The following is a 22,695-nucleotide window of genomic DNA, read 5'->3' as shown; positions in this document are numbered from 1 at the left end:
GGCGGATCATCTCTTTGTTAAGAAGTATAAAAACCAGACTGCATGGTTTTGTTCGTCAGCTGCCGCCCGCTTGAACGCCTCCCGTATCGCCCGGTCTTTCACATAGTCTGCGATGTCCAAATAAAAATCAACCGTTTCCTGTTCGTCTTTAAATGCGAACTCCAGCGCGTTTCGATACTGTTCCGGACAAGGCTCAGTTATGGAAATGTCAGGCTTTCGGCCGGTAAGAGACGTATAAAATGTTAGGAACGCATTAAAGTGGCGAATTTCATCTTGTCTGATTTCTAAAATCCGCTTTTTTGTTTCGGAATCCGGCGCCTTTTGGGCGATTTTTTGATAGCAGACGACCGCGCTGTGCTCTCCGTTTACCGCTTTTTCAAGATCCTTGATCAGCTTGTCGTTTTGCCTGGCGGGATAGGCGGGAAGATACGGCTGAACATACCACATCTTTTTCACCTCAACACTTTATATTTGACGTCCTGTCATTATATGTATGTGCTTGCATGCATGTGCCTATGGAAGGTTGAGCCTCGAACATGTGTCAAAATGATGTGCGGTGAGCACAATCTATTTTAAAAAAATGAAGTTTGACGTAAAATGGTTGTTAGTGCCGAATTAATGACATACATATCAAAATGGAGTGAGACTATTGAAAAAGGTAATATTGACGGCCGTGGCTTTATTGATGTCGGTTGTTTTGTTCGCCGGCTGCCAGGCGGAAAAAGGGGGATCAGCCAAGGGGAAGTCTGAAAAAGTTCAAATTACGGTTTCCGCGGCTGCGAGTCTCAAAGATGTATTAGCGGAACTTTCCTCCGTATATGAGAAAGATCATCCGAATGTCTCCATAAAGTTTAATTTTGGTTCATCGGGTGCATTGCAGCAGCAGATCGAACAGGGCGCTCCGGCTGACTTGTTTTTTTCTGCCGCCGAGGACAAATTTAATAGAGTAGTTAATCAGGGGTTAATTGACAAAAAAGACTCTGTCAAGCTGGTCGAAAACAGTCTGGTGCTGATCGTTCCGAAAGGGAAAAATCAGCATGTCAACAGCTTCAAAGATTTGGCGGAGGGCAAAATCGAAAAACTTGCGGTCGGAAAACCCGAATCAGTGCCAGCCGGAAAATACGCAAAAGAAACGTTGACGAACCTTGACGTATGGTCTAAAGTGCAATCTAAAATCGTCTACTGCAAAGATGTAAGGCAGGTCCTTTCTTATATCGAAACAGGCAACGCGGATGCCGGAATCGTTTACCGGACGGACGCCCTTTCATCAGATCAGGTCGAGACTGTCGAGACGGCGAAAAGCGATCTGCATACACCGATTGTCTACCCGCTCGGAATTGTAAAAAATACAAAGCACAGGGAACAGTCTGAGGAATTTTATCAATTCCTGCAAAGCGACCAAGCCGTTAAGGCAATGGAAAAGTACGGATTTAAGAAGGGCTGACCGCCGTTATGCTTGAGGAATTCTTTTCCCCGATTGAAATTTCAATTCAAGTATCAGTCGCAGCGGGCATCATCGCAGTTTTGCTTGGAACTGCTGCGGCGAGGCTCCTGGCGAACAGAAACTTTAAAGGCAAGTCTGTTATCGAGACGGTAATGATGCTGCCGCTCGTTCTGCCGCCGACCGTTGTCGGATTCTTTTTAATCGTGATCTTCGGAAGGCAGAGCATGATCGGACGCTTGATAGAAAACGTATTTCAAGCACCGGTTATTTTTACCTGGTGGGCAGCCGTGATCGCCGCTGCGGTTGTCGCGTTCCCGTTAATGTATCAGTCAGCAAAATCAGGATTTTCGGCTGTCGACCGCGATATCGAGGATGCCGCGAGGGTTGATGGAGCAAGCGAGTGGAGGGTGTTCCTCTTTGTCACCGTTCCCCTCGCATCAAATGGAATCATGACGGGGATTGTGCTCAGCTTTGCGAGGGCGCTGGGCGAGTTTGGCGCAACGCTGATGTTTGCGGGTATCATCCCGGGGGTGACGCAGACGGTGCCTACGGCGATATACTTGGCGATCGATTCGGGAAATATGACGCTGGCATGGATGTGGGTCGCCTCTATCGCGATCATCTCGTTTTTGATGCTGTTTTTTGTGCAGTTCAAGCAAAAATAGCCGTATGGGGTGCAAGTGCTCATACGGTTTTTTCCCAGTTTTGGAGAATGGTTATTTTGCAGATGTTTCGATAGAATAAAGAGTAAGAAACAGAAAGGAGACGAGCTTAGTGGGAGCAGTATTTTTATCAGGCAGATCCGGGAGTGGGAAAACGACCTTTATCCTGAATGAAATCAGAGAAAAACTTCGCGATGAACCGCTCGGAAAACCGATCATTTTTCTAGTCCCGGATCAAATGACGTTTTTAATGGAATACGAGCTTAGCAAAACACCCGATTTGGGCGGAACTATCCGCGCCCAAGTGTACAGTTTTTCAAGGCTTGCCTGGCGAGTGCTCCAGCATACCGGAGGCATGAATCGGCCGTTTTTGACGGGGACGGGCATTCAGATGCTGCTGCGGAGACTGATTGAAGAGCATAAGGGCGAGTTTAAAGTCTATCAAAACGCAAGCGATAAAAGCGGATTTACGGAGCAGGTGGAACGGATGCTGACCGAATTTAAACGGCATTGTCTGCAGCCTGAAAGCATCCGGGACATGATAGAGGGGACGGGCAAATCGGAATACGAAGATGAACGGATCCTTTCCGATAAATTGCACGACTTATATATTTTATACAGCAAGCTTGAGGAAAATCTGGAGAATCAATATGTTCAATCTGAGGATTATTTGACGCTTTTGGCCGAGCAGATTCCGTATGCGGATGAGATTAGAAACGCTGCCGTTTACGTGGACGGATTTCACCAATTTACGCCGCAGGAGATGAACGTGCTGGAACAGCTGATGGTACATGCGGAGGAGATCACTTTTTCGCTGACGGCGGATCAGCCGTTTACGGCCAACAGCCCGAATGAGCTCCATCTGTTCAGAATGACCGGGAAGGCGTACTATGACCTTTACCAGAAGGCGAAGGAACTTGGCCTTGATCCGTCAGAAGTGCGGCTGGAAGAAACGAAACGGCACCAGCAACATTCGGAGCTCCGGCACCTTGAACGCTATTTTGACGAGCGTCCTGCAAAACCGTATCGCGGACGGACGGAATCGCTCCGCATCATGCAGGCGTCGAACAGAAGAACCGAGATTGAAGGAATTGCGCGCGAGATTCATTCTTTAATTCGCCAGGGCCGCTTCAGGCTTAGGGATATCGCCGTTATTGCCCGGAATGTTGAAGATTATAAAGATACGATAAAAGAAGTTTTTAAAGACTGTGAACTTCCTTTTTTCATAGACGGCAAGGAATCGATGCAAAATCATCCGCTCATTGAGCTGATCCGTTCGACGCTTGATATCATTAAAGGAAACTGGCGGTATGAAGCGGTGTTCCGCTGTGTCAAAACGGAACTTTTATTCCCGGAAGGACAGCCGAAGGAACGGCTGCGCGAACAGATTGACCAGCTTGAAAACTACTGTATTGCGTATGGCATTAAAGGAGACAGATGGACAAGCAAAGATCCGTTTGTTTACAGAAGGTACTCTTCACTGGATGAGGATTTTGCCAAGACAGACAAAGAGATTGAAACGGAAAATATGCTCAATGAACTAAAGGGCTGGATCGTTCCACCGATCCACAGGCTGCAGAAGCGCTTGAAAAAAGCTGAAACCGTCAGGGAAATGGCCGAAGCCGTTTACCTTTATCTTGAAGAAGCCGATGTTCCGATGAAGCTTGAACAGGAAAGGCGGCTGGCCGAAGAAAGCGGTAGGATTGCAGAGTCGCGCCAGCATGAGCAAGTATGGGATGCCGTTATTCAACTGTTGGACGAGTTTGTTGAAATGATGGGCACAGAGCGGATATCGTTTGCTTTATTTCAGCAAATGATTGAAACCGGCTTGGAGTCTTTGAAATTCGCGCTGATTCCGCCCGCTCTTGATCAAGTGTTTATCGGCAATATGGACCTTTCAAGGATGTACGGCACGAAATGCACATTTCTCATCGGTGTAAACGACGGTATACTTCCGGCGAGGCCTGCGGACGACGGCGTGCTTTCAGACGATGACCGGGAGTGGCTGAAACGAAACGGCGCACAGCTGGCTGCGACGGGTCGAGAGCAGCTCTTGGATGAGAATTTTCTGATCTACATGACGCTTTCCAGCCCGTCTGAAAAGCTCTATGTCTCCTATCCGATCGCAGATTCGGAAGGGAAGACGCTGCTTCCTTCAACAGTAGTGAAACGGCTGAATGAGCTGTTCCCGGACGGCGAAGAGAAGATGCTGATTCATGAACCCGAGCAGCTGGACGACGAAGCCCAGCTTGAATTTCTCGTGAATAAAGGCGCCGCCTTGAGCCATTTGGCAGGGCAGCTCGGCATTTGGACGAGGCAGTATGCGATCAGCGATGTATGGTGGAGTACATACAACTTTTTAATGAATGAGCCTGACCGCATCTTTTCTCAAAATATCCTGTCCAGCCTGTTTTTCAGAAACAAGGTCGAAAACTTGAACCGGCATGTGAGCCGCGATTTATATGGGGAGCACATTCAGGGAAGCGTGTCGCGGATGGAGACGTTCAAAGCCTGTCCGTTTTCCCATTTTGCTTCGCACGGTTTAAAGCTGAAGGAACGTCAATTTTTCAAGCTTGAAGCTCCGGATATCGGTCAGCTGTTCCACTCGGCGCTGAAGCTGATTTCAGATCGGCTTCACGAGCTTAAACTGGATTGGCGCGACTTAACGAAAGCCCAATGCGAGACTTTGTCAAGCGATGCAGTTGAACGGCTCGCGCCAAAGCTGCAAAAAGAGATTTTGCTCAGTTCGAACCGTCATCATTACGTGAAGCAGAAGCTGCAAAAAATCATTGCCAGGGTATCGGGCATTTTAAGCGAGCATGCAAAAGCAAGCGGGTTTGCCCCCGTCGGCATCGAGCTCGGATTCGGGGGGAAAGGTCCGCTTCCTCCAATGCGTTTTACCTTGAAGAACGGCTGCACAATGGAGCTTGTCGGCCGGATCGACAGAGTGGATAAAGCGGAGAGCTCAAAAGGGCTGCTGCTTAGGATTGTCGACTATAAATCAAGCGATAAAGGCCTCGATTTGGCCGAGGTGTATTACGGCCTCGCCCTGCAAATGCTGACATATCTCGATTTGTCGATCACACATTCAACCGATTGGCTCGGCATGAAGGCATCCCCTGCAGGCGTGCTTTATTTTCATGTGCACGATCCGATGATCCAGGCTTCGGTGCCGCTCGGCCTTGATGAAATAGAAAAAGAGATTTTCAAAAAGTTCAAGATGAAAGGGCTGCTCTTGGGAGACCAGGAAGCGGTCAAGCTGATGGATACCACGCTGGAACAAGGCAGGTCGAACATGATCAGCGCAGGCTTGAAAAAAGACGGCTCGCTCCGTTCGGATTCTGACGTTATTGCAGAAGAGGATTTTCATGTATTAAGGCGCCATATCCGCCGGACATTTCAGAAGGCCGGCGAGGAGATCACAGACGGTAAAGTGTCGATCGAGCCTTACAAGCTAAAAGACCGGACACCGTGCACATATTGTTCGTACCGGTCATTCTGCCAGTTTGACGAATCGCTTGAGGAAAACGAATACCGGATATTAAAACCCGAAAAAGACAACGTGATTTTGGAGCGGCTGAAAAAGGAGGATGAGACAGATGGAGATTTCTAAACCGAAGGGCAGCAATTGGACTGATGACCAATGGAAGGCGATTGTCTCATCCGGCCGGGACATTTTAGTTGCGGCAGCGGCCGGCTCCGGAAAAACGGCCGTGCTGGTTGAGCGGATCATTCGGAAAATAACGGATCAGGAACATCCCGTAGATGTCGACAGGCTGCTTGTCGTCACCTTTACGAATGCATCTGCGGCTGAAATGAAGCACAGGATCGGCGAAGCGCTCGAAAAAGAGCTTGCCGAAAATCCGGGTTCGCTTCATTTGCGCAGACAGCTTGCTTTATTAAACAAAGCGAGCATATCAACATTGCACTCATTCTGTCTTCAAGTCATCCGCAAATACTATTATTTGATCGATGTTGATCCGGCTTTCCGGATCGCCGATCAGACGGAAGGCGAGCTGCTTGGCGATGAGGTGCTGGACGAGCTGTTTGAAGAAGAATACAAAAAGCAAGATCCGGCCTTTTTTGAACTTGTGGACAGATATACGACAGACCGTCATGACCTCGATTTGCAGCATCTCGTCAAGCGGGTCTACGAGTTTTCCCGTTCGCATCCCGATCCGGAAGGCTGGCTTCACACATTTGTTGATCTGTATGACGCGGCTTCAGATACGAAAGTTGAGGCTCTGCCGTTTTATTCTTACATTAAAGAAGACATCGCACTCGTTCTGGAGGGGATGCGGCAAAAGCTGACGCGTGCGCTTGATTTGACAAAGCAGCCAGGGGGGCCTGCGCCGCGCGCCGAAAATTTCCTCGATGATTTAGCGCAGATTGACAGGCTGATTCAGCAGCAGAATGATTTTTCGGCTCTGTACGAGCTTGTACCGGCCGTTTCGTTTCAAAGATTGAAGCCGTGCAAAGGAGATGCGTACGATCCTCGATTGGTTGATGAGGCCGCAGATCTCCGCAACAGCGCGAAAAAGCAACTTGAAAAGCTGAAAAGCGATTATTTTACGCGAACTCCCGAGCAGCACCTTGAGAGCTTGAGGGAAATGAAGCCGGTCATTCAGACGCTCGTCCAGCTCGTGTTGGAGTATGGCAAGCGGTTTGCGGACGCGAAAAAGGAAAAAGCGATCGTCGATTTCTCAGACCTTGAACACGACTGCCTTGCGATTTTATCCGGGAAAAACCAAGCCGGCGAAGCCGTGCCGAGCGAAGCGGCGAAGTTTTACCGCCATCAGTTCCATGAAGTGCTTGTTGATGAATATCAGGATACGAACTTGGTCCAGGAAGCGATTTTAAAGCTCGTCGCCAAAGAGGAGCATGAGGGGAACCTGTTTATGGTGGGCGATGTCAAGCAGTCGATTTACCGGTTCCGCCTGGCAGAACCGCTTTTGTTCCTTTCGAAATATAAACGCTTTACAGACGATGGCTCGGGTTCCGGTCAAAAAATCGATTTAAATAAAAACTTCAGAAGCCGTTCAGATATTTTGGACAGCACGAACTTTTTATTCAAGCAGCTCATGGGAGAAAAGGTCGGGGAAGTCGAATATGACGAACAGGCCGAATTGAAGCTTGGCGCGTCTTATCCGTCGAACGAAGCGACAAAAACGGAGCTTCTGCTCATCGAAAACCAGAGCGGCGCGCAGGATGAAGAGGCTGAAGAGCTTGAGGCGGTCCAGCTTGAAGCAAGAGCGATGGCCGGACAAATCCGCAGGCTGATAACAGAAAAATTTCAAGTATATGATGCCAAAGCGAAAGCGTCACGGAACATCCAGTACCGTGATATCGTGGTGCTTTTGCGATCGATGCCTTGGGCGCCGCAAATTATGGACGAGTTTAAACAGCAGGGGATTCCGGTATACGCGAACCTCTCAACGGGTTATTTTGAAGCGACAGAAGTATCGGTCACACTGTCTTTATTAAAAATCATCGATAATGCTTATCAGGACATCCCGCTTGCGTCCGTTCTCAGATCGCCTGTTGTAGGTCTTGACGAAAATGAGCTTTCCTTGATCAGAATCAAGGATAAAAAAGCGCCGTTTTACGAAGCGATGAAAGCATACCTTGCTGCAGCAGATGGCGATGAGAGGCTCAGCGAAAAGCTTCGCCGCTTTGACGCCCTGCTCAAAAAGTGGAGAGCGTATGCGAAAAACCACTCTGTGGCAGAGCTGATCTGGGAAATCTACCGGGATACGAAGTATTTGGATTATGTCGGCGGAATGCCGGGCGGAAAACAGCGGCAGGCCAATTTGCGCGCGCTTTACGACAGGGCAAGATCCTATGAAGCGACATCGTTCCGCGGTTTGTTCCGCTTTTTAAGGTTTATTGAGCGGATGCAGGAGCGGGGTGATGATCTCGGAACGGCAAGAGCTCTGAGCGAACAGGAAGACGTTGTTCGGCTGATGACGATCCACTCAAGCAAAGGGCTTGAATTTCCTGTCGTATTTACCGCCGGTCTCGGACGGAATTTTAATATGATGGACTTGAACAAGTCTTATCTGCTGGATAAAGAACTCGGTTTCGGAACGAAGTTTATTCATCCGAAGTGGCGGATCAGCTATCCGACGCTGCCGCTGATCGCGATGAAGAAAAAGCTCCGCCGCGAGCTTTTATCAGAGGAGCTGCGCGTCTTGTATGTCGCTCTTACCCGGGCCAAGGAAAAGCTGTACCTGGTCGGGACGGCTAAGGATAAAGAAAAGCTGCTTGCCGACTGGCGGTCACAAGCGGCGGGGTCTGAGTGGCTGCTTCCGGATTATGAACGGTTTCAGGCGAAATCTTACCTGGATTTCATCGGACCTGCTTTGATGAGACACAGAGATATGGATGAATCCGGCGCGCCGCTGGTGATTGATGAGATCCGTGAACATCCGGCGCGCTTTCAGGTCAGCTGGCTGTCGGCCGCGGATCTTCAAGCAGAAGATATTGATCAGGCCGGTGAAGAAAGACACGGCCGGCTCTCCCAAATTCAAATGGGGCTTCCGATCGATGGTTCGTTTGAGTATGAGCAACAAGTCAGAGAAAGGCTGACATGGTCATATCCATACAAAGACGCCGCCAAAGTCCGAACAAAACAGTCTGTCTCAGAAATGAAAAGGCAGAAGGAGTATGAGGATGAGTACGGCGACCGCTCGCTGATTCGCCCAACCAAGGATGCTCTCCTGTTTAAACGGCCGTCCTTTATGATGGTTAAAGGCCTGACCGCTTCCGAACGGGGAACGGCGATGCACACCGTCATGCAGCATATTCCGCTGACCCGTGCGCTTGAAATGAATGAGCTCAGCCGCCTCCTAGACAGGCTTGTTGAGAAAGAGCTATTAACAGAAGACCAGCGGGCAGCGATTGAGGAAGACGATATTCTCGCATTCTTTGATACGGAAATCGGACAAAAGCTTCTCGGCGCCCGCCGCGTCGAACGGGAAGTTCCCTTTAACATGACGCTGTCCGCCAAAGAGGTTTATCCTGATCTTGAGTCAGCCGACGAACCTGTATTGATACAGGGAATTATCGATTGTTTATTCGAGACGGAGGACGGTTTTTACCTTCTTGATTACAAAACCGACCGGATACACGGAAAGTACCGAAACGGATTCGAAGGGGCCGAACCGATTTTAAGGAAGCGTTACGAAACACAAATTCAGCTTTATGCACGAGCCGTTGAAACGATGATTAAAATGCCGCTCAAAGGGCGTGCACTGTACTTTTTTGACGGAGGACATGTGCTCTTATTTTAATATGAAACCGGCGTCCCCCTGACGATTTCGGGGGGAGCTTTAATGAAAAGAGAGGTGAGGCACACATGCGAATTTTACATACAGCGGACTGGCATTTAGGAAAAACGCTTGAAGGGAGAAGCCGCCTGAAAGAACAGGCGGACTTTCTTGAAGAGCTCACAAGGATCGTAAAAGATGAAAAGATCGACGCCGTTATCATGGCCGGAGACGCATTTGACACAGTGAATCCGCCTGCACTGGCTGAACAGCTTTTTTATGAAAGCCTCTCCGCCTTGTCTGACAAAGGAAACCGTCCGGTCGTCGTGATTGCCGGCAACCATGATAATCCGGACCGCCTTTCCGCGGCCTCTCCGTTAACGACAGACCATGGCATCCACTTGATCGGGTACCCGAAGACTGAGCCAGTTGAAATAGAAGTCGCTTCTAGTGGGGAGATCCTGTCAGTCGCAGCGCTCGCCTATCCTTCCGAGTCCAGACTGAATGAAGTGCTGTCGGAAACATTTGACGAAAAACTGCTGCGCGACCAGTATGATGAGAAAATCAAGCAGACCTTTCAGCGTATGTGCGGCAAGGCGAGAAAGGATGCGGTGCAGATTGCGGCAAGCCATATTTATGTGGCGGGCGGCAGCCAGACGGATTCTGAGCGGCCGATCGAAGTCGGAGGCGCATATACGGTGGCTGCGGAAAGCCTGCCGGAAAACGCCGCCTATGTGGCGCTCGGGCATCTTCATCGCCCGCAGACGATCAAACGGGCCCGCACGCTTGCCAGATATTCAGGTTCACCGCTTGCTTACAGCTTCTCTGAAGCGGGATACGCAAAATCGGTCACCATTGTCGAAGCCGCACCCGGTCAAACGGCATCATGGGAAGAGGTCCATTTGACGAGTGGAAAACCGCTCGTTAAATGGAAGGCGGAAAAAGGGATGTCCCAAGTATACAGCTGGCTGGAGGAAGAGCGGGACAAAAACGCGTGGATCGACCTTGAAATCCATCTGACAGACCAGCTGTCGATTGAAGAAATTCACCGTTTGAGAAAAGCGCATCAAGGCATCATCCATATTCGTCCGGTTTTTGAGGAAGCCGCCTCGGATGAAGAGAAGATCCGGTCCAGAAACGTTCCGATTGAAGAACGGTTTATAGCGTTTTATGAAAGACAAACCGGTGGAGCGGTTCCCGATGAGGAAACCGTCAAACTGTTTCTGGAGCTCGCCGCAGGATCGGAACAGGAAGAGGGTGATGAAACATGAAGCCGATTTCTCTGTCTATTAAGGGGCTGCACAGTTTCAGGCAGGAGCAGGTGATCGATTTTGAGCGCCTGTGCGATGCCGGTGTATTCGGTATCTTCGGGCCGACCGGAAGCGGCAAGTCGTCGATTCTTGACGCGATGACTCTCGCTTTGTATGGGAAGGTGGAGCGGGCCGCCAATAATACGCACGGTATTTTGAATCATGCCGAAGATGAGCTTGCTGTATCGTTTACGTTTAAGCTGCAGACAGGCCATGAGACGGCTTATAAAGTGGAACGGGTCTTTAAGCGGACAGATGCCGTCAAGGTCAAAACATCGATCTGCCGCTTCATTGAAATGAAAGAGGAACAAATCGTTCTGGCCGATAAAGCGAATGAAGTAAACCGGAAAATCGAAGAGCTGCTGGGCTTGACGATCGACGATTTTACAAGGGCAGTCGTCCTGCCGCAAGGTAAATTCGCCGAATTTCTTTCCTTAAAAGGAGCGGAGCGGCGGCAGATGCTTCAGCGCCTGTTCAACCTCGAACAATACGGGGACAGGCTCGTCAAAAAACTGAAGAAACAGGCGCAAACAGCGCAGGCCAGAAAAAATGAGATGCTTGCCGAGCAGGCTGGATTGGGCGATGCGGGGGAAGAGGCGCTGAAACAGGCGGAACAGCATCTCGAAGAAGCTGAAAGCCTTTTGCAAAGCAAGAAGCGCGAACGAGACGCAGAAGCGCAGCGCTTTGCGGAGTATCAGGAGATTTGGAACCTGCAGCAGGAAAAAGAAAGCTATCTGAAAAAAGAGGCGGAGCTTTTAAAGAAACAGGAACAGATTCGGGAAAAAGAAAGCCGCCTGCACCTCGCCGAAACGGCAAATACGCTCAAGCCTTATGCAGACGCCTTGCTGGCAGCGCGGGAAGATGCCGAACGCGCACACCGGGAAGAAAAACAAGCGCGGGAACAATTAGAACAATATGAAGAGCTTCATAAAAAAACAGAACGCGAGTACGAGGATTTCAGGCGTCTTAAAAATGAAAAGGAACCGGAGCTTCTCAAGCAAGAAGAACAGCTCACCGCTTTGAAGGAAATTGAAAACAAGCGGCTAGCCGCACAGGCCGAGGCCGAGAAGAAGCAGCGCGAACAGCGTTTGAAAGAAGAGGAAATCAAGCATGCGGCAGACGAGCTGGCCAAGGTGAAAAGTCTGCTTGAACGCGGGACAGCCAAGCAGAATCAGCTGAAAGCGGAGCTGAAATCTGTCCAGGTATCTAGCGAAGAGCGTAAAAACTGCCGAAATGCCAATCAGCTTGCTTTTCACATTCAACAGCTTAACAACGATGCCGCTTTAGAAAAGGAACGGCTTGGTCAGCAGGAGACGCTGATTAAAGAGCTCCAGCAAGAACAGCAAGCGGTGGATCAAAAGGTAAAAGCTGAAACCGAACGCATCGAGGCATTGTTTGCCGCTGTCGAACGAGCGTACGCGCTCGTTTGCGAAACAGACAGATCGCTCTCTGAGACCATCCGTGTGGCATCTCAAAAAAAAGAAGAGATTGCGGCAAAACGGGAACAGGCAAACCGTGATCAGCTGGCAATCGAACTGGCAAAGCAGCTCAAAGACGGAGAGCCTTGTCCGGTCTGCGGATCTGTACATCATGAAATGCCCGCCCGCGTCGGCATAGAAAGCCTGTCCTTTAAAGAGGCGGATTCCGAACTGGAGAAAACGGAAGCCATCATCGCTGAAGCCGGTGCGCTGGCTCAGGAGTTTCTCTCGGCCAAAGTGGCACTCGAACAGCAATCCGACCACCTGGTGAGCGAATGCCCGTTTTTAGTCAAGAGCAAACATGAACTGCCTGAAACCGCTGCATCGATAGAAGAAGGCACCATTCCCGAACGGTACAACCGCATCAGCTTTGAATGGAAAGGAATCAGACAGGATCTCGCAGAGACAAAAAGCAGGATGTCCAAGCTCCTTCACACATATAAAGAGCTCTGCAAGAAACGCGACCAAATCAGCGAGCGACTCAGCCATGAAGAAAAGGAGCGTAACAGGCTTCAAAACCGCGTCGGCGAATTAAATGACCAGTTAAATGAACGCCGAAAAAGCTTCGGCGAACAATTCGACGGCCTCTCTTATGAACAGGCTGAAAAATGGCAAAAAACGATTGAAGAAAAAGATCTGGCCGCAGAGGAATTCGAAAAGCGTATCGAAACGAGCGTCGGCTTTCTCACAAAACATGAACAGCAAAAAGAGAAGCTCACCGAGCGCTTGTTTGCGCTTGATAAAGAAAAGCTCGACCTCCGCTATGCTGTCGAAAGCCTTAATAAAGAAATAAACGATTATCAAAAAGAGCTGATGGGCTATCCCGATACAGCTGCAATCGACAAAAAGCTTCAAGACGTGAAAACGCAATTGGCCAAGCTGCATGAGCAGGAACAGACGCTTTACGGACGGCTCAAAGAGACCGAATCCGAAGTCAGCCGTTTAAGAGGACAGACAAAAGGGTGTGAGCTCGCTTTGCGTGAAGCGGAAGCAAGGCTTGCGAAAGCGGCGGACATCTGGCAGGAAAAATCCGGAGGTACACCGTTTGAAAAGGCCTCTGAAGTGAAAGCGAGCATTTTAGACCGCGATGATCTTGCCCGGCTGAAAGAAGACATTCAAATGCATTGGGATCAGACAAAACAGTGCGAGTCCAATATCAAGCGGATTACGGAAAAGCTTGATGGGAGATCGGTTTCTGAGGAGAGTTGGGAAAAAGCCGCCGTCACGAAGGACAAAGCTGAGGAGGCATTCAGCAAAGCCTTGGAAGAAAGGGGCGCGGCCGGCAAAGCTCTCGCCGTCATCCGCGAGAACCATAAAAGGTTTAAGGAACTTGAAGCATCATTGGCTGAATGGCAGACATACATCGACCGTCTTGATAAACTCCAAGCCGTCTTTAAAGGAAACAGCTTTGTTGAATACTTGGCAGAAGAGCAGCTTGAAAGCGTCACAAGAGACGCATCTGCAAGACTCGGCGAACTGACAAGACAGAGGTATGCGATTGAAGTCGACTCAGAAGGCGGTTTTGTGATGAGGGACGATGCCAACGGCGGAGTCAAGCGCCCTGTTACGAGTCTGTCAGGTGGGGAGACGTTTCTGACTTCACTGGCGCTTGCGCTTGCACTTTCGGCACAGATCCAGCTTCGCGGAGAGTATCCGCTCCAATTCTTCTTTTTGGACGAAGGGTTTGGCACGCTTGATCAGGATTTGCTGGATACGGTCGTGACCGCATTGGAGAAGCTTCAGTCTGACAATCTGTCGGTCGGTGTGATCAGCCACGTTCAGGAACTTCGGGCCAGGCTGCCGAAGAAGCTGATTGTCCATCCGGCTGAACCGAGCGGCAAAGGCACAGCTGTATCGCTTGAAATGATTTAACCTGGTAACCAAAAAGCAGCCTTCTTCTAGTGGAAGAGGCTGCTTTATGCATTTCCGACAACATTCTGGTCGCTTACATCCGGGTCTATATAATTTGTCGCGTTTATACCATTGTTGACGATAAGGAAATCTCCAGTATTACCAGCACCAGAACCGAGTGCAGACTTTGAAGAGCTTTTTGGAGATAGATAAAAAGAATCGCCGAAATTCACTACTCCTCCTGAGATTTCATTGATTTTAATGGGTCCGACAATGGCTGGCATGATTGATCGACATCCTTTATAGAAGTCTCTGAACCAGTATATGTCGGCCGGGCGGTTATTGTGAGTTCCTTGCAGGAGGAAGCTTTCTGATATGTTTGACTCTCGCCTCGGAAATCATGCGGCGCGTCGAACCAACCTGAAAAACTGAAGAAGAAGATACCCCGGCAATTTTTACAGCTCTGACTCGAATGACGGGAACCTCATGGAAAAAAGCTGATGAGACGCCGGTTTCCGGTAATAAATGTGGTATCGGCTGCTGAAAGAGAGGGAAATCTTCCTGATTAAATGAGCCTTCATTTCCGAAAAAAAGTGAAAGGTAGCGCTGAACAGCGAGAATTTTCACTTTAGGAATAATCTCTTCGACATCCCCGATTTGCAGCGTGCTGGTGATCCCTACTGAATGAACTTTCATAAACTTTACTTTTGACGTTCTGATCATCTTGATTCCGGCGCCAGCGGGACAAACGGCCCGACAATGAGAGATTCAGGCGGTGTATCAAAAATTGATGACAGGGAAATGCATTCTGTATCTCCGATTAAAAAAACAGATGAGCTTGAAACTGCGGTAATATTAATATTGCCTACATCGAAACAGCGGTTCACAACGGTAAAATTCATTCGTTTTCATTTCCTTTCATTTCGTCAGGAATCGATTTGAGAAAGTGTTCGATTGCCCGCGCGATATCACGCTTCACATAATCGGCCAGCCGTTCTGCATGCTCGCGGGGCTGGATGTTTTCGTCAGGCTGCACATGTTTGACGTAATAGCGGATGCGGCTGTCGATTTGCTTTCTGATGTCTTCGATGATATGGTGGCGGTTTGTATCGTCCAGTTTACTGTCATACCGGTCTTCCAGCTGTTCCAGCAAACGAGGGGTTTCTTCGTTTAAGTAGGCATCGACGAGCTGTCTCGTTTGCTGCATCAGCTGGCCGTCGAGTTCCTGCTGCAGCATTCCGATACCCGGCGGCTGCTGGCTGATTTCAAAGTTCTCCACCTGGTCAGGATCTGTCGGATTAAGCCCGATGTTGAGCGTTCCTTCAAGACGCTCGATCTTCAGCTGGTCAAATTTGTATTCAATCCGGTCAATCCTTGTGCCGGGATTTTCTTTCAGGTTGTTCAATTCTGCCTGTAATACGGCCATTCGCCTTTCGAGATTTTCAATCAGAGCAGCCTGCTGCTGCACATAGCTGTACCAGTTTTGAGAATATGAGGGATTGTTTTGCTTCATAAGTGATCACACCCCCGTTTAGCCTGTTGTAACAGATGGAGCTATGAGAGGAACGAAAGTCGATGACGGCCCCTCCTCAAAAGCATCTTGGAAAGCTCCGCCGCCGGCGACAGGCGGGGCTGCTTCCGTGTAGCTCCCTGTATTATAAAGGTTGGAAAGTGTTTTAATGGAGCCCGCGCTCCCGATCTGCAAGACGGAAGAGTTGCTGATGCCTTCGACTCTTAAATAGTTGATTTGAATCGATTGGTTGATATAAAAATTCATGCCCCCACCTCCTTACAGGTTGCCTGCGATCGGCTGATCAATCATATCGTTGTCATATGTGTTGGTGATGCTGTTCTGGTTATATACGCTGAGTCCGTCTCCGGTATTGAAACTGCCGGCGCCTGCGAATGTTTTAACTTCTGCATAAGGAGAAATCGTGATGCAGTCTCCGACATGAACAACGCCGCTCGTACCGACGGCATTTACTTTAAAAGCTCCGACAATAGCTGGCATGATGGCACACCCTTTAAATAATCAAACGTTTTTTATGGGCTATACACCATATCCTATGTTGCTTAGGCGCTTTTGTGATAAAAAAAGAGGTTTTTTCGTGAGTGCTGATCACATGCGGGTGAAACTCATCAGAGGGGAAAACGTATGAATAAAAAAACGGTGCGATAAGGGAAGGGGTAGGAGACATGTATTTTCAATGGAATTTGGTGTCAATCGCTGCAGCCCTGCTGTTCTTTTCAGCAGCCTATGCAGTCGGAATAAAAAAACAAACTTGGATATTGCGGGGATTTCGCCGGGAAAGAGTAAGGGATCAGGATAAGCTGGCCAAAATCGCAGGGTATTTCTTTTTGAACAGCGGATTTTTGTTATTCTTGAACGGGTTTGTTTATATTCCGTATCAAGAGTCCTTTACACCTTCGGTCATTCTTGCCTACGGTGTGTGCACGATGATTTATGTTCAAAAAACAATGGCCGAATAGCCAAAGCTGCGACCTGAAATCATTGGATGAGGAAACGGAGGAGAGGGAAGGCCGGGCATCAGGCGCAGCTTGCAGTCGGAGGTCATGATGTATGGCGGCCTTTTCTTTCTTCCGCATGTATCACGCAGTTCTCATCCTTTTGCATTCGTTGGTTCAGCAAGTTGTCCAATTCCTGACTGCATTGAATGGCCTCTTTGGAGTTGATGCCGAATTTTTCGGCAGCTTCAAATAAGGCCAGTCTTTTTGCTTCAATTTTATTGTTCATCATGGCAGTCTCCAACTTTCGATTTGTATTTTGAGTCGGTGATTTCAGGTATTCAGCAATGATGTTCCTTGATATTGCTAGTATACCTTATTTTGTGTTAAAGGGATTTTTTTCGCCAATATGACAAAAAATGTGACATTTTTTTTGAAGGAGAGCGCCCGTTTATAATCGGGAAAGCTCGAAAAGCAGAAACCGCTTCCTCTGTTCGATAAAATGGAAAATTTGTTTTTGCTCATCTTCGAGTCGGCTGTATGTGACGGTTGTATAAGGATCATATTCAAGAAAAGGCGCGATTGTCTCATGCCAGTCTACCGCAAACCGCGAAAGCCGGCTGATTGTAAATTGGCGGTGCAAGACGTTTTTCATTAAATTGAAGTATTGGGACTGAAAAGCCGGGATGTCGAGCAGTCTCGCAGACAGTGTATTATAGCCTTTCGCCGGAATCCTGTTATGTTCCATTTCTTCCCCGTGAATATTCCGTCCCCATGTCGCGTCATAATCCCATGGAATAATTTGAAACGTTTTTGTGCGATCGTTTAAATAAAGCGCATAGTTATGGACGAAGCCGTCGAAGTTTTGGGTGCAGACGGCGCCGATGAGCCATAGCAAATATTGTTTGACATCGAGATAGCGTTTGATTTCCTTTTCAAATATGTCGTCTTTTGCGGTATTAATAAAGTAGATAAATTCCTGGAGGTAATCATCGTGGCGGCTAGACCCCGTTTTTCTTTCATATCCCTGCATGAGATTTTGCTTAGCCTTTTTATCGAAGGAGCTCAGCAGAGAAAAATTAGCATCGTCATCAACGGCATAATAAATGGCCCCCCTTTCTAAATTTCTCCTCTTTAAGAAATGATCGTCAACAGATTCGATTTTTAAATAGATGCCTTCTTTTTTTTCGTTGATATAAAGGAAAACGTGCGATGCTGCCGGCGCAAGAACGCCGATTTGTTCAAAAAAATGAAAGGATAGCCTGTTTCTGATGAAAGACGGGTCGTGATATTCGGCGTTCAAATGAAACGCAGCTTCTTCAGCCTTTTCTTTTCTGTCCGGATATTGAATGAAATAGGACTTCTTTGTCAGTTTGCGGGTATGGGCCCCTCTGTATGACACTGCGACAGGCGTCTTTGCTGAACCGGTCAAGAGCATGCCCGGAACAGCTTCATCACTCCAGACGTCTTTTTTCAACTCAAGCAGATGCTTCGGATGAATGTGCAGCCTGAAGGCCGGCAAGGCAGTGGCACTCATCATCATTTCCTCCTTTTTCAGCTGACATATCATATGTGAAAACAGCCAGTCCCGGAAGCGGACCGCCTAAGTTTGAACAAAAACAGTCATTTGCCTCAGTACACTTGTCTTTACGGTGCGTATGATAAATCAGGACATAAAAAAGGAAGAACAGGAGGTTACAAGATGAGTGGTGTCCATGATCATGACATTAAAGAGGCGGTAGATCAGCTGAAGAGCGAAGGCAGAGACCATTATTTAGACCGGGAACCCGAAGAATCCGCCGGCTCGGGAAAAGAGCGGCGTCCGCATAACATTTGGGATCTTTGGTGGGGGATCAAGCCGGACAGAAGCAAAAAACATCATAAAAGCAAGAAGCATGACGACCATGAAAAACCGGATAAAAGCAAGCACGACAAAAGCAAGAAACCTGATGACTGCAAGAAACCCGACAAAAGCAAGAAACCTGATGACTGCAAAAAGCCTGACAAAAGCAAGAAACCTGACGGCTGTAAAAAACCGGATAAAAGCAAAAAGCCTCACGATTGCAAAAAACGGGATAAATGCAGAAGTAAACGCCCCGATCATCATCGCTGCAAGAAGACTCACCATCATAAACGAGGCGGCTATGAAACCATTACAAAATGGTCTGACGGAAATCTGACCGAAGTCATCTACCGGAAAAAATAAGAGAAGCGGCTTACTGCATGGTGAGCCGCCATTTTCTTTTCCGGGAAGGAACGCCCGGGACTTTCGAAGCTGTTTGCTGAAAGCGAAAAGGAATTTTCGTTTTTTTAGAGAATATGTAGAATAGTTTTAAATCATACTGCGGGGGAATATTTATGAAGTTTGCGACAGCAAAGCTACACAGCCGTACATTTGTAGGGCTTGTCATGGATGAGAAGATAATGGATTTGCAAAAGGCGGAAAAAAAGCTGTTTGAGCTTGAAACGATACCTGAAACGCTTATCGAATGCGTAAGCGAGGGAGAGAAGTTTGTCCGCCATGTCGAACAGCTAGTGGAATGGTCAAAAAAGAAAAACAGCGAAGAGAGCGGTTCGTATATTTATCCGCTGTCAGACGTTGATTTGCTTGCGCCGATTCCCGAACCGCGGAAAAACGTGATCTGCATCGGAAAAAATTATCGGGATCATGCGATTGAAATGGGAAGTGAAGCAGATATTCCCGAACATATCATGGTGTTTACAAAAGCTCCGACTTCGGTTATCGGCCACATGGAAGGGATTGATGCCCACGAAGGCGTGACAGAGGCGCTCGATTATGAAGGCGAGCTCGCGGTTGTCATCGGCAAAACGGGAAAGAACATCCCGAAAGCTGAAGCCCTCGACTATGTGTTCGGCTATACGATCATCAATGATGTGACGGCGCGCGATCTGCAAAAGAGGCACAAGCAGTTTTTTATCGGCAAAAGCCTTGATACGACTTGCCCGATGGGGCCGTTTCTTGTACATAAATCAATGATTGAAGACGCAGGCGACTTGAGGGTTGAGACGAGAGTGAACGGCGAACTCCGCCAGTCGGGCAGCACAGAGGACATGATTTTTCCGATTGCGGACATGATCGAAACGCTGTCTAAAGGAATGACGCTTGAAGCGGGGGATATTATCGCAACCGGTACGCCGTCAGGAGTCGGCAAAGGCTTTAATCCGCCAAAGTTCCTCCGAAAAGGCGATCAAGTCGACATTACGATCGAACCGATCGGAACGCTTTCCAATCCAGTGAAATAAAAAACTTTTATAAAAATATGCGAGATTGCCAGGGGGCTATTTTTCGAATCAACGGCAAGTACACAGCCTGTTTTCGACATGTGTTATGGCTGCTCGCAGATTGTTTATCAATAATGATTGATGTTTGGGAGGAAAGAAATTGTTCTTTAGAAAAATGACGGAAAAGGAAAAGAAAAGTACTGAAAAAGCGACAAAAGTAGGATTTGTTTTTTATATGATTGCTTTATCGGTAAGTTCCGCATATTCATTTTTTATAGAATCAGGATTTAATATTTCATTTTTGATTTTAATGGTTGGTTTAATTGTATTTTTTACCAGTGATTTCATATTCAATAAAATCACTGGCTAAAATGAAATGGAAGACAGACAAGCCGCTCAGCCGATCTGTAAAATGATTTGAGACACTGGGTGAAATGTTATCCCTGCCTGATAAAGGAGGATCTCGAAGGAAGGTTCAGGCAGAGTTTTGGCTGAAACGCTTTCCAATCCAGTGAAATAAAGGATTGTCAAAAGATTGGCTTTAGCATATAATGAAGCTGTCAAACTTTTTAGAAATGAGGGATGTGTGATGAGAATGGATATTGTCTTTTTTGCCCAACAAACGATCATTGCACAGCCCATGTAATATTTCGACTGGTATTCTTCAAATGGATCTGGTGATATTTCCATGGGCTGTCGAAGCGGCTCATGGAGTGTTTATATGTTGAGAGAGCAGTGTATTTGCGGCTCTTTTTTTGTTTGAAAAATCATCAGATCTTTAGGAGGAAACCACATTGAATTTATCTGCATTAGGCATCAAATATATCATGGAAGCTTTAAAGGACGAGGAAGGTCTGATTTTAGGAAGGATCGCCCTTGAGCATAAAAGGTTGTACCGGGTATGGACGGAAGAGGGAGAGTGGCTGGCCGAAATCTCAGGCAGGCTGAGGTTTGAAGCGGAGAGCCGCGGAGACTACCCCGCTGTCGGCGATTGGGTGTATATGCGCCCACGCGGTGGCGAAAAGAAAGGGATGATCACGGAGGTCGTTCCCCGGTTCAGCAAATTTTCGCGCAAAGCGGCGGGGGAGCCGGCAGAGGAACAGATCACCGCAGCAAACGTCAACACGATCTTTCTCGTCAATGCGCTCGGTCTGGATTTTAATGTGAGAAGAATCGAACGCTATTTGCTGCTGGCTTGGGAAAGCGGAGCCAATCCCGTCATTGTCTTGAGCAAAGCCGACATCGCTGACCGGATTGAAGAAAAGGTGCGCCAGGCGGAATCCGTGGCATTCGGGGTGCCGATTCATGTCATCAGCGCTCATGAAGGCAATGGGATGGATGAGTTGAAAGCGTATGTGAAACAAGGAGAAACCGTCGCCCTTTTAGGGTCGTCAGGCGTTGGCAAATCAACGATCATCAACTTTTTTCTGAATGAAGACAGGCAGGCGGTCCAATCCGTCCGTGAAGATGACGACAAAGGGCGGCATACGACGACACACAGGGAAATGTTCTTGCTGCCTGAAGGCGGACTTTTAATCGATACGCCGGGGATGCGGGCATTGGAGCTTTGGGAATCGGAAGAAGGATTCAGACAGAGCTTCAGCGATATTGACCAGCTTGCAAAAAACTGCCGATTTTCAGACTGCATGCATCAAACAGAACCCGGCTGCTCCGTGCAGGAGGCGCTGGCTGACGGCAGACTCGATGCCGGCCGGTTCCAAAGCTACCTGAAATTAAAAAAAGAGCTCGAATACCTCGAAAGAAAAACGGATAAACGGGCGGCGCAGCAGGAAAAAAAGCGGTGGAAACAGATAACGAAAAGCATGAAAAAGAACAAACGCAAATAAATGAAAAAGGCGCTGATGAATGATCTCAGCGTCTTTTTTGCTGCGGAAATGACAGCGTTCACATTGTTTTGTTTAATGGACCGGTTCATGATAAGATAAGAACGATACCTGATTTGATAGGGGGAAAAATGAATATGACGCATATGCATATCACGTCTTGGGTGATCGCGCTCATTTTAGTGTTCGTTGCTTACGGACTTTACTCATCTGGAAACAGCAAAGGCGCAAAAATTACACATATGATTCTCCGCTTATTCTATATTATCGTTATCATTACCGGGGCGCAGCTCTTTTTAAAGTTCACGGCATGGAACGGAGAATACATAGCGAAGGCCTTGCTCGGCCTCATCACCATCGGATTCATGGAAATGCTTTTAATTCGCAGGAAAAACGGAAAAGCGGCCACCGGGATCTGGATCGGCTTTATTGTCGTTCTGCTCTTGACGGTTGTGCTTGGGCTCCGTCTTCCACTCGGCTTTAAAGTGTTTTAATTAAAAGACATCGGTTCTTTATGAGAACTGGTGTCTTTTTATGTCGGCGGCTTGAAGGTTGAAATCATCACGATTCGTTCCCCGTCTGAAGCGGTCCATTCGAATCTGTCCTTCCATTCCTCTTTTCGTTCGTAATGATGCTGCAGGGCGCATTGTTTCATATCATGAGAAAATTGATAAAACGAAACGCCCTTCACATCCTTTTTCCCGGGCCAAAAGCTCAAGCCGTTATAGGCGAAGACGCAGTCAAAGACGGAAAAGCCGAGGCTGTTCAGCTGATCCAAAAAAGAATAGAACTGTCCGTCTTCCAGATCGTTCAAAAATTCGAGAAATGCCTGTTTTACCGTTTTCAGATAACGGATCGATTCTCCGCCTGTCAGCTTCACGGTCTCCGGCTTTTTCGTGACGGCAAATTGATCAAACAGTTCGGCTTTTTGCCATTCTCCGTCTATGCTGATGAAAACTCCGGGACTGTTCAGGCTTTCAACCAAAAATAAATCTCCTTCTTCGTTTTCAATCAGGCAAATCCCGTCTTCCATTAAAATTTTGCCGTAAATCCATTTGCGCTTTTCGGCGTAAATTCGTTTTTGGCGTTCGGTGTCCATGGGCGGTCTCCTTTCTTATTTCGTTTTTTC

At 48.0% G+C, this 22,695-nt stretch carries 22 protein-coding genes; 12 read left to right on the top strand and 10 right to left on the bottom strand.

The window, feature by feature from the left end; genetic code table 11:
- Window positions 1-6 precede the first annotated feature (6 nt).
- Window positions 7-447 carry a ferritin-like domain-containing protein gene (locus M1E03_RS15640; RefSeq protein WP_020450867.1) on the bottom strand — a complete coding sequence of 147 codons (441 nt, stop codon included), beginning with the start codon at window positions 445-447 and terminating at the stop codon, window positions 7-9.
- 238 nt (window positions 448-685) lie between these two features.
- On the opposite strand from M1E03_RS15640, the gene modA reads away from it, so the two are divergent.
- The 6 genes from modA to sbcC all read left to right on the top strand — a co-directional run bounded on the left by modA (window position 686) and on the right by sbcC (window position 14,034).
- Complete coding sequence (modA, locus tag M1E03_RS15635; protein WP_043054577.1) at window positions 686-1,444, top strand: molybdate ABC transporter substrate-binding protein; 759 nt, start codon at window positions 686-688, stop codon at window positions 1,442-1,444.
- Between the two features lie 8 nt (window positions 1,445-1,452).
- Window positions 1,453-2,109 carry a molybdate ABC transporter permease subunit gene (gene modB, locus M1E03_RS15630; protein WP_035339021.1) on the top strand — a complete coding sequence of 219 codons (657 nt, stop codon included), beginning with the start codon at window positions 1,453-1,455 and terminating at the stop codon, window positions 2,107-2,109.
- A gap of 109 nt (window positions 2,110-2,218) precedes the next feature.
- Window positions 2,219-5,719, top strand: coding sequence for a helicase-exonuclease AddAB subunit AddB (gene addB, locus M1E03_RS15625; protein ID WP_043054268.1), 3,501 nt, complete (start codon window positions 2,219-2,221; stop codon window positions 5,717-5,719).
- Complete coding sequence (addA, locus tag M1E03_RS15620; protein WP_197407236.1) at window positions 5,706-9,398, top strand: helicase-exonuclease AddAB subunit AddA; 3,693 nt, start codon at window positions 5,706-5,708, stop codon at window positions 9,396-9,398. The genes addB and addA overlap by 14 nt, the downstream gene beginning before the upstream one ends.
- A gap of 65 nt (window positions 9,399-9,463) precedes the next feature.
- Complete coding sequence (gene sbcD / locus M1E03_RS15615; protein WP_331837389.1) at window positions 9,464-10,645, top strand: exonuclease subunit SbcD; 1,182 nt, start codon at window positions 9,464-9,466, stop codon at window positions 10,643-10,645.
- A complete protein-coding gene (gene sbcC / locus M1E03_RS15610) occupies window positions 10,642-14,034 on the top strand; it encodes an exonuclease subunit SbcC (protein ID WP_003180433.1) in 3,393 nt (1,130 codons plus the stop codon). Before sbcD ends, sbcC begins: the two co-directional genes overlap by 4 nt.
- A gap of 44 nt (window positions 14,035-14,078) precedes the next feature.
- On the opposite strand, the gene M1E03_RS15605 is transcribed toward sbcC, so the two are convergent.
- The 6 genes from M1E03_RS15605 to M1E03_RS15580 are packed head-to-tail and all read right to left on the bottom strand — an operon-like array spanning window position 14,079 to window position 16,024.
- A complete protein-coding gene (locus M1E03_RS15605; RefSeq protein WP_016885923.1) occupies window positions 14,079-14,297 on the bottom strand; it encodes a spore germination protein in 219 nt (72 codons plus the stop codon).
- Window positions 14,298-14,352: 55 nt separating this feature from the next.
- The gene (locus M1E03_RS15600) at window positions 14,353-14,736 is read right to left on the bottom strand and encodes a spore germination protein GerPE (RefSeq protein WP_003180437.1); all 384 of its coding nucleotides are present in this window, start codon (window positions 14,734-14,736) and stop codon (window positions 14,353-14,355) included.
- Window positions 14,733-14,915 carry a hypothetical protein gene (locus M1E03_RS15595; RefSeq protein WP_003180439.1) on the bottom strand — a complete coding sequence of 61 codons (183 nt, stop codon included), beginning with the start codon at window positions 14,913-14,915 and terminating at the stop codon, window positions 14,733-14,735. Before M1E03_RS15595 ends, M1E03_RS15600 begins: the two co-directional genes overlap by 4 nt.
- Window positions 14,912-15,526: a spore germination protein GerPC gene (gene gerPC / locus M1E03_RS15590; protein ID WP_020450872.1), complete on the bottom strand. Its 615-nt coding sequence runs from the start codon at window positions 15,524-15,526 to the stop codon at window positions 14,912-14,914. The genes M1E03_RS15595 and gerPC overlap by 4 nt, the downstream gene beginning before the upstream one ends.
- Window positions 15,527-15,544: 18 nt before the next feature.
- Window positions 15,545-15,790: a spore germination protein GerPB gene (locus M1E03_RS15585; protein WP_020450873.1), complete on the bottom strand. Its 246-nt coding sequence runs from the start codon at window positions 15,788-15,790 to the stop codon at window positions 15,545-15,547.
- Window positions 15,791-15,802: 12 nt separating this feature from the next.
- The gene (locus tag M1E03_RS15580) at window positions 15,803-16,024 is read right to left on the bottom strand and encodes a spore germination protein (RefSeq protein WP_020450874.1); all 222 of its coding nucleotides are present in this window, start codon (window positions 16,022-16,024) and stop codon (window positions 15,803-15,805) included.
- Between the two features lie 185 nt (window positions 16,025-16,209).
- Between M1E03_RS15580 and M1E03_RS15575 the strand changes: the two genes are divergently transcribed.
- A complete protein-coding gene (locus M1E03_RS15575; protein WP_023856612.1) occupies window positions 16,210-16,503 on the top strand; it encodes a DUF3784 domain-containing protein in 294 nt (97 codons plus the stop codon).
- Window positions 16,504-16,585: 82 nt separating this feature from the next.
- On the opposite strand, the gene M1E03_RS15570 is transcribed toward M1E03_RS15575, so the two are convergent.
- Both M1E03_RS15570 and M1E03_RS15565 read right to left on the bottom strand, forming a co-directional pair.
- Window positions 16,586-16,768: an aspartyl-phosphate phosphatase Spo0E family protein gene (locus M1E03_RS15570; protein WP_020450876.1), complete on the bottom strand. Its 183-nt coding sequence runs from the start codon at window positions 16,766-16,768 to the stop codon at window positions 16,586-16,588.
- A 162-nt stretch (window positions 16,769-16,930) separates the two neighbouring features.
- On the bottom strand, window positions 16,931-18,016 hold the full coding sequence (locus M1E03_RS15565) for a CotH kinase family protein (RefSeq protein ID WP_023856613.1): 1,086 nt from the start codon (window positions 18,014-18,016) through the stop codon (window positions 16,931-16,933).
- A 165-nt stretch (window positions 18,017-18,181) separates the two neighbouring features.
- Between M1E03_RS15565 and cotG the strand changes: the two genes are divergently transcribed.
- The 5 genes from cotG (at window position 18,182) to M1E03_RS15540 (ending at window position 22,060) form a co-directional block, all read left to right on the top strand.
- Window positions 18,182-18,685 carry a spore coat protein CotG gene (gene cotG / locus M1E03_RS15560; RefSeq protein ID WP_023856614.1) on the top strand — a complete coding sequence of 168 codons (504 nt, stop codon included), beginning with the start codon at window positions 18,182-18,184 and terminating at the stop codon, window positions 18,683-18,685.
- Window positions 18,686-18,837: 152 nt separating this feature from the next.
- The gene (locus M1E03_RS15555; RefSeq protein WP_020450879.1) at window positions 18,838-19,743 is read left to right on the top strand and encodes a fumarylacetoacetate hydrolase family protein; all 906 of its coding nucleotides are present in this window, start codon (window positions 18,838-18,840) and stop codon (window positions 19,741-19,743) included.
- 139 nt (window positions 19,744-19,882) lie between these two features.
- Window positions 19,883-20,092, top strand: a complete 210-nt coding sequence (locus M1E03_RS15550) for a hypothetical protein (RefSeq protein ID WP_023856615.1) — start codon at window positions 19,883-19,885, stop codon at window positions 20,090-20,092.
- A gap of 424 nt (window positions 20,093-20,516) precedes the next feature.
- Window positions 20,517-21,569 carry a ribosome small subunit-dependent GTPase A gene (rsgA, locus tag M1E03_RS15545; RefSeq protein WP_026579925.1) on the top strand — a complete coding sequence of 351 codons (1,053 nt, stop codon included), beginning with the start codon at window positions 20,517-20,519 and terminating at the stop codon, window positions 21,567-21,569.
- 134 nt (window positions 21,570-21,703) lie between these two features.
- Window positions 21,704-22,060: a YisL family protein gene (locus M1E03_RS15540; RefSeq protein ID WP_011197750.1), complete on the top strand. Its 357-nt coding sequence runs from the start codon at window positions 21,704-21,706 to the stop codon at window positions 22,058-22,060.
- 38 nt (window positions 22,061-22,098) lie between these two features.
- Here the strand turns inward: M1E03_RS15540 and M1E03_RS15535 are convergent, their stop codons facing one another.
- Window positions 22,099-22,665, bottom strand: coding sequence for a DUF2777 domain-containing protein (locus M1E03_RS15535; protein WP_458110500.1), 567 nt, complete (start codon window positions 22,663-22,665; stop codon window positions 22,099-22,101).
- Window positions 22,666-22,695 lie beyond the last annotated feature (30 nt).

The sequence above is a fragment of the Bacillus sp. PK6-013 genome, from assembly GCF_054161445.1.
This window is presented reverse-complemented; position numbering and strand designations above follow the sequence as displayed.

Excerpts from the sequence above, each read along its gene's own strand:
- M1E03_RS15640 (WP_020450867.1), bottom strand. The coding sequence starts at position 447 with ATGTGGTATGTTCAGCCGTATCTTCCCGCCTATCCCGCCAGGCAAAAC.
- modA (WP_043054577.1), top strand. The coding sequence starts at position 686 with ATGTCGGTTGTTTTGTTCGCCGGCTGCCAGGCGGAAAAAGGGGGATCA.
- modB (WP_035339021.1), top strand. The coding sequence starts at position 1,453 with ATGCTTGAGGAATTCTTTTCCCCGATTGAAATTTCAATTCAAGTATCA.
- addA (WP_197407236.1), top strand. The coding sequence starts at position 5,706 with ATGGAGATTTCTAAACCGAAGGGCAGCAATTGGACTGATGACCAATGG.
- sbcD (WP_331837389.1), top strand. The coding sequence starts at position 9,464 with ATGCGAATTTTACATACAGCGGACTGGCATTTAGGAAAAACGCTTGAA.
- sbcC (WP_003180433.1), top strand. The coding sequence starts at position 10,642 with ATGAAGCCGATTTCTCTGTCTATTAAGGGGCTGCACAGTTTCAGGCAG.
- M1E03_RS15605 (WP_016885923.1), bottom strand. The coding sequence starts at position 14,297 with ATGCCAGCCATTGTCGGACCCATTAAAATCAATGAAATCTCAGGAGGA.
- M1E03_RS15600 (WP_003180437.1), bottom strand. The coding sequence starts at position 14,736 with ATGATCAGAACGTCAAAAGTAAAGTTTATGAAAGTTCATTCAGTAGGG.
- M1E03_RS15595 (WP_003180439.1), bottom strand. The coding sequence starts at position 14,915 with ATGAATTTTACCGTTGTGAACCGCTGTTTCGATGTAGGCAATATTAAT.
- gerPC (WP_020450872.1), bottom strand. The coding sequence starts at position 15,526 with ATGAAGCAAAACAATCCCTCATATTCTCAAAACTGGTACAGCTATGTG.
- M1E03_RS15585 (WP_020450873.1), bottom strand. The coding sequence starts at position 15,790 with ATGAATTTTTATATCAACCAATCGATTCAAATCAACTATTTAAGAGTC.
- M1E03_RS15580 (WP_020450874.1), bottom strand. The coding sequence starts at position 16,024 with ATGCCAGCTATTGTCGGAGCTTTTAAAGTAAATGCCGTCGGTACGAGC.
- M1E03_RS15575 (WP_023856612.1), top strand. The coding sequence starts at position 16,210 with ATGTATTTTCAATGGAATTTGGTGTCAATCGCTGCAGCCCTGCTGTTC.
- M1E03_RS15570 (WP_020450876.1), bottom strand. The coding sequence starts at position 16,768 with ATGAACAATAAAATTGAAGCAAAAAGACTGGCCTTATTTGAAGCTGCC.
- M1E03_RS15565 (WP_023856613.1), bottom strand. The coding sequence starts at position 18,016 with ATGAGTGCCACTGCCTTGCCGGCCTTCAGGCTGCACATTCATCCGAAG.
- cotG (WP_023856614.1), top strand. The coding sequence starts at position 18,182 with ATGAGTGGTGTCCATGATCATGACATTAAAGAGGCGGTAGATCAGCTG.
- M1E03_RS15555 (WP_020450879.1), top strand. The coding sequence starts at position 18,838 with ATGAAGTTTGCGACAGCAAAGCTACACAGCCGTACATTTGTAGGGCTT.
- M1E03_RS15540 (WP_011197750.1), top strand. The coding sequence starts at position 21,704 with ATGACGCATATGCATATCACGTCTTGGGTGATCGCGCTCATTTTAGTG.
- M1E03_RS15535 (WP_458110500.1), bottom strand. The coding sequence starts at position 22,665 with ATGGACACCGAACGCCAAAAACGAATTTACGCCGAAAAGCGCAAATGG.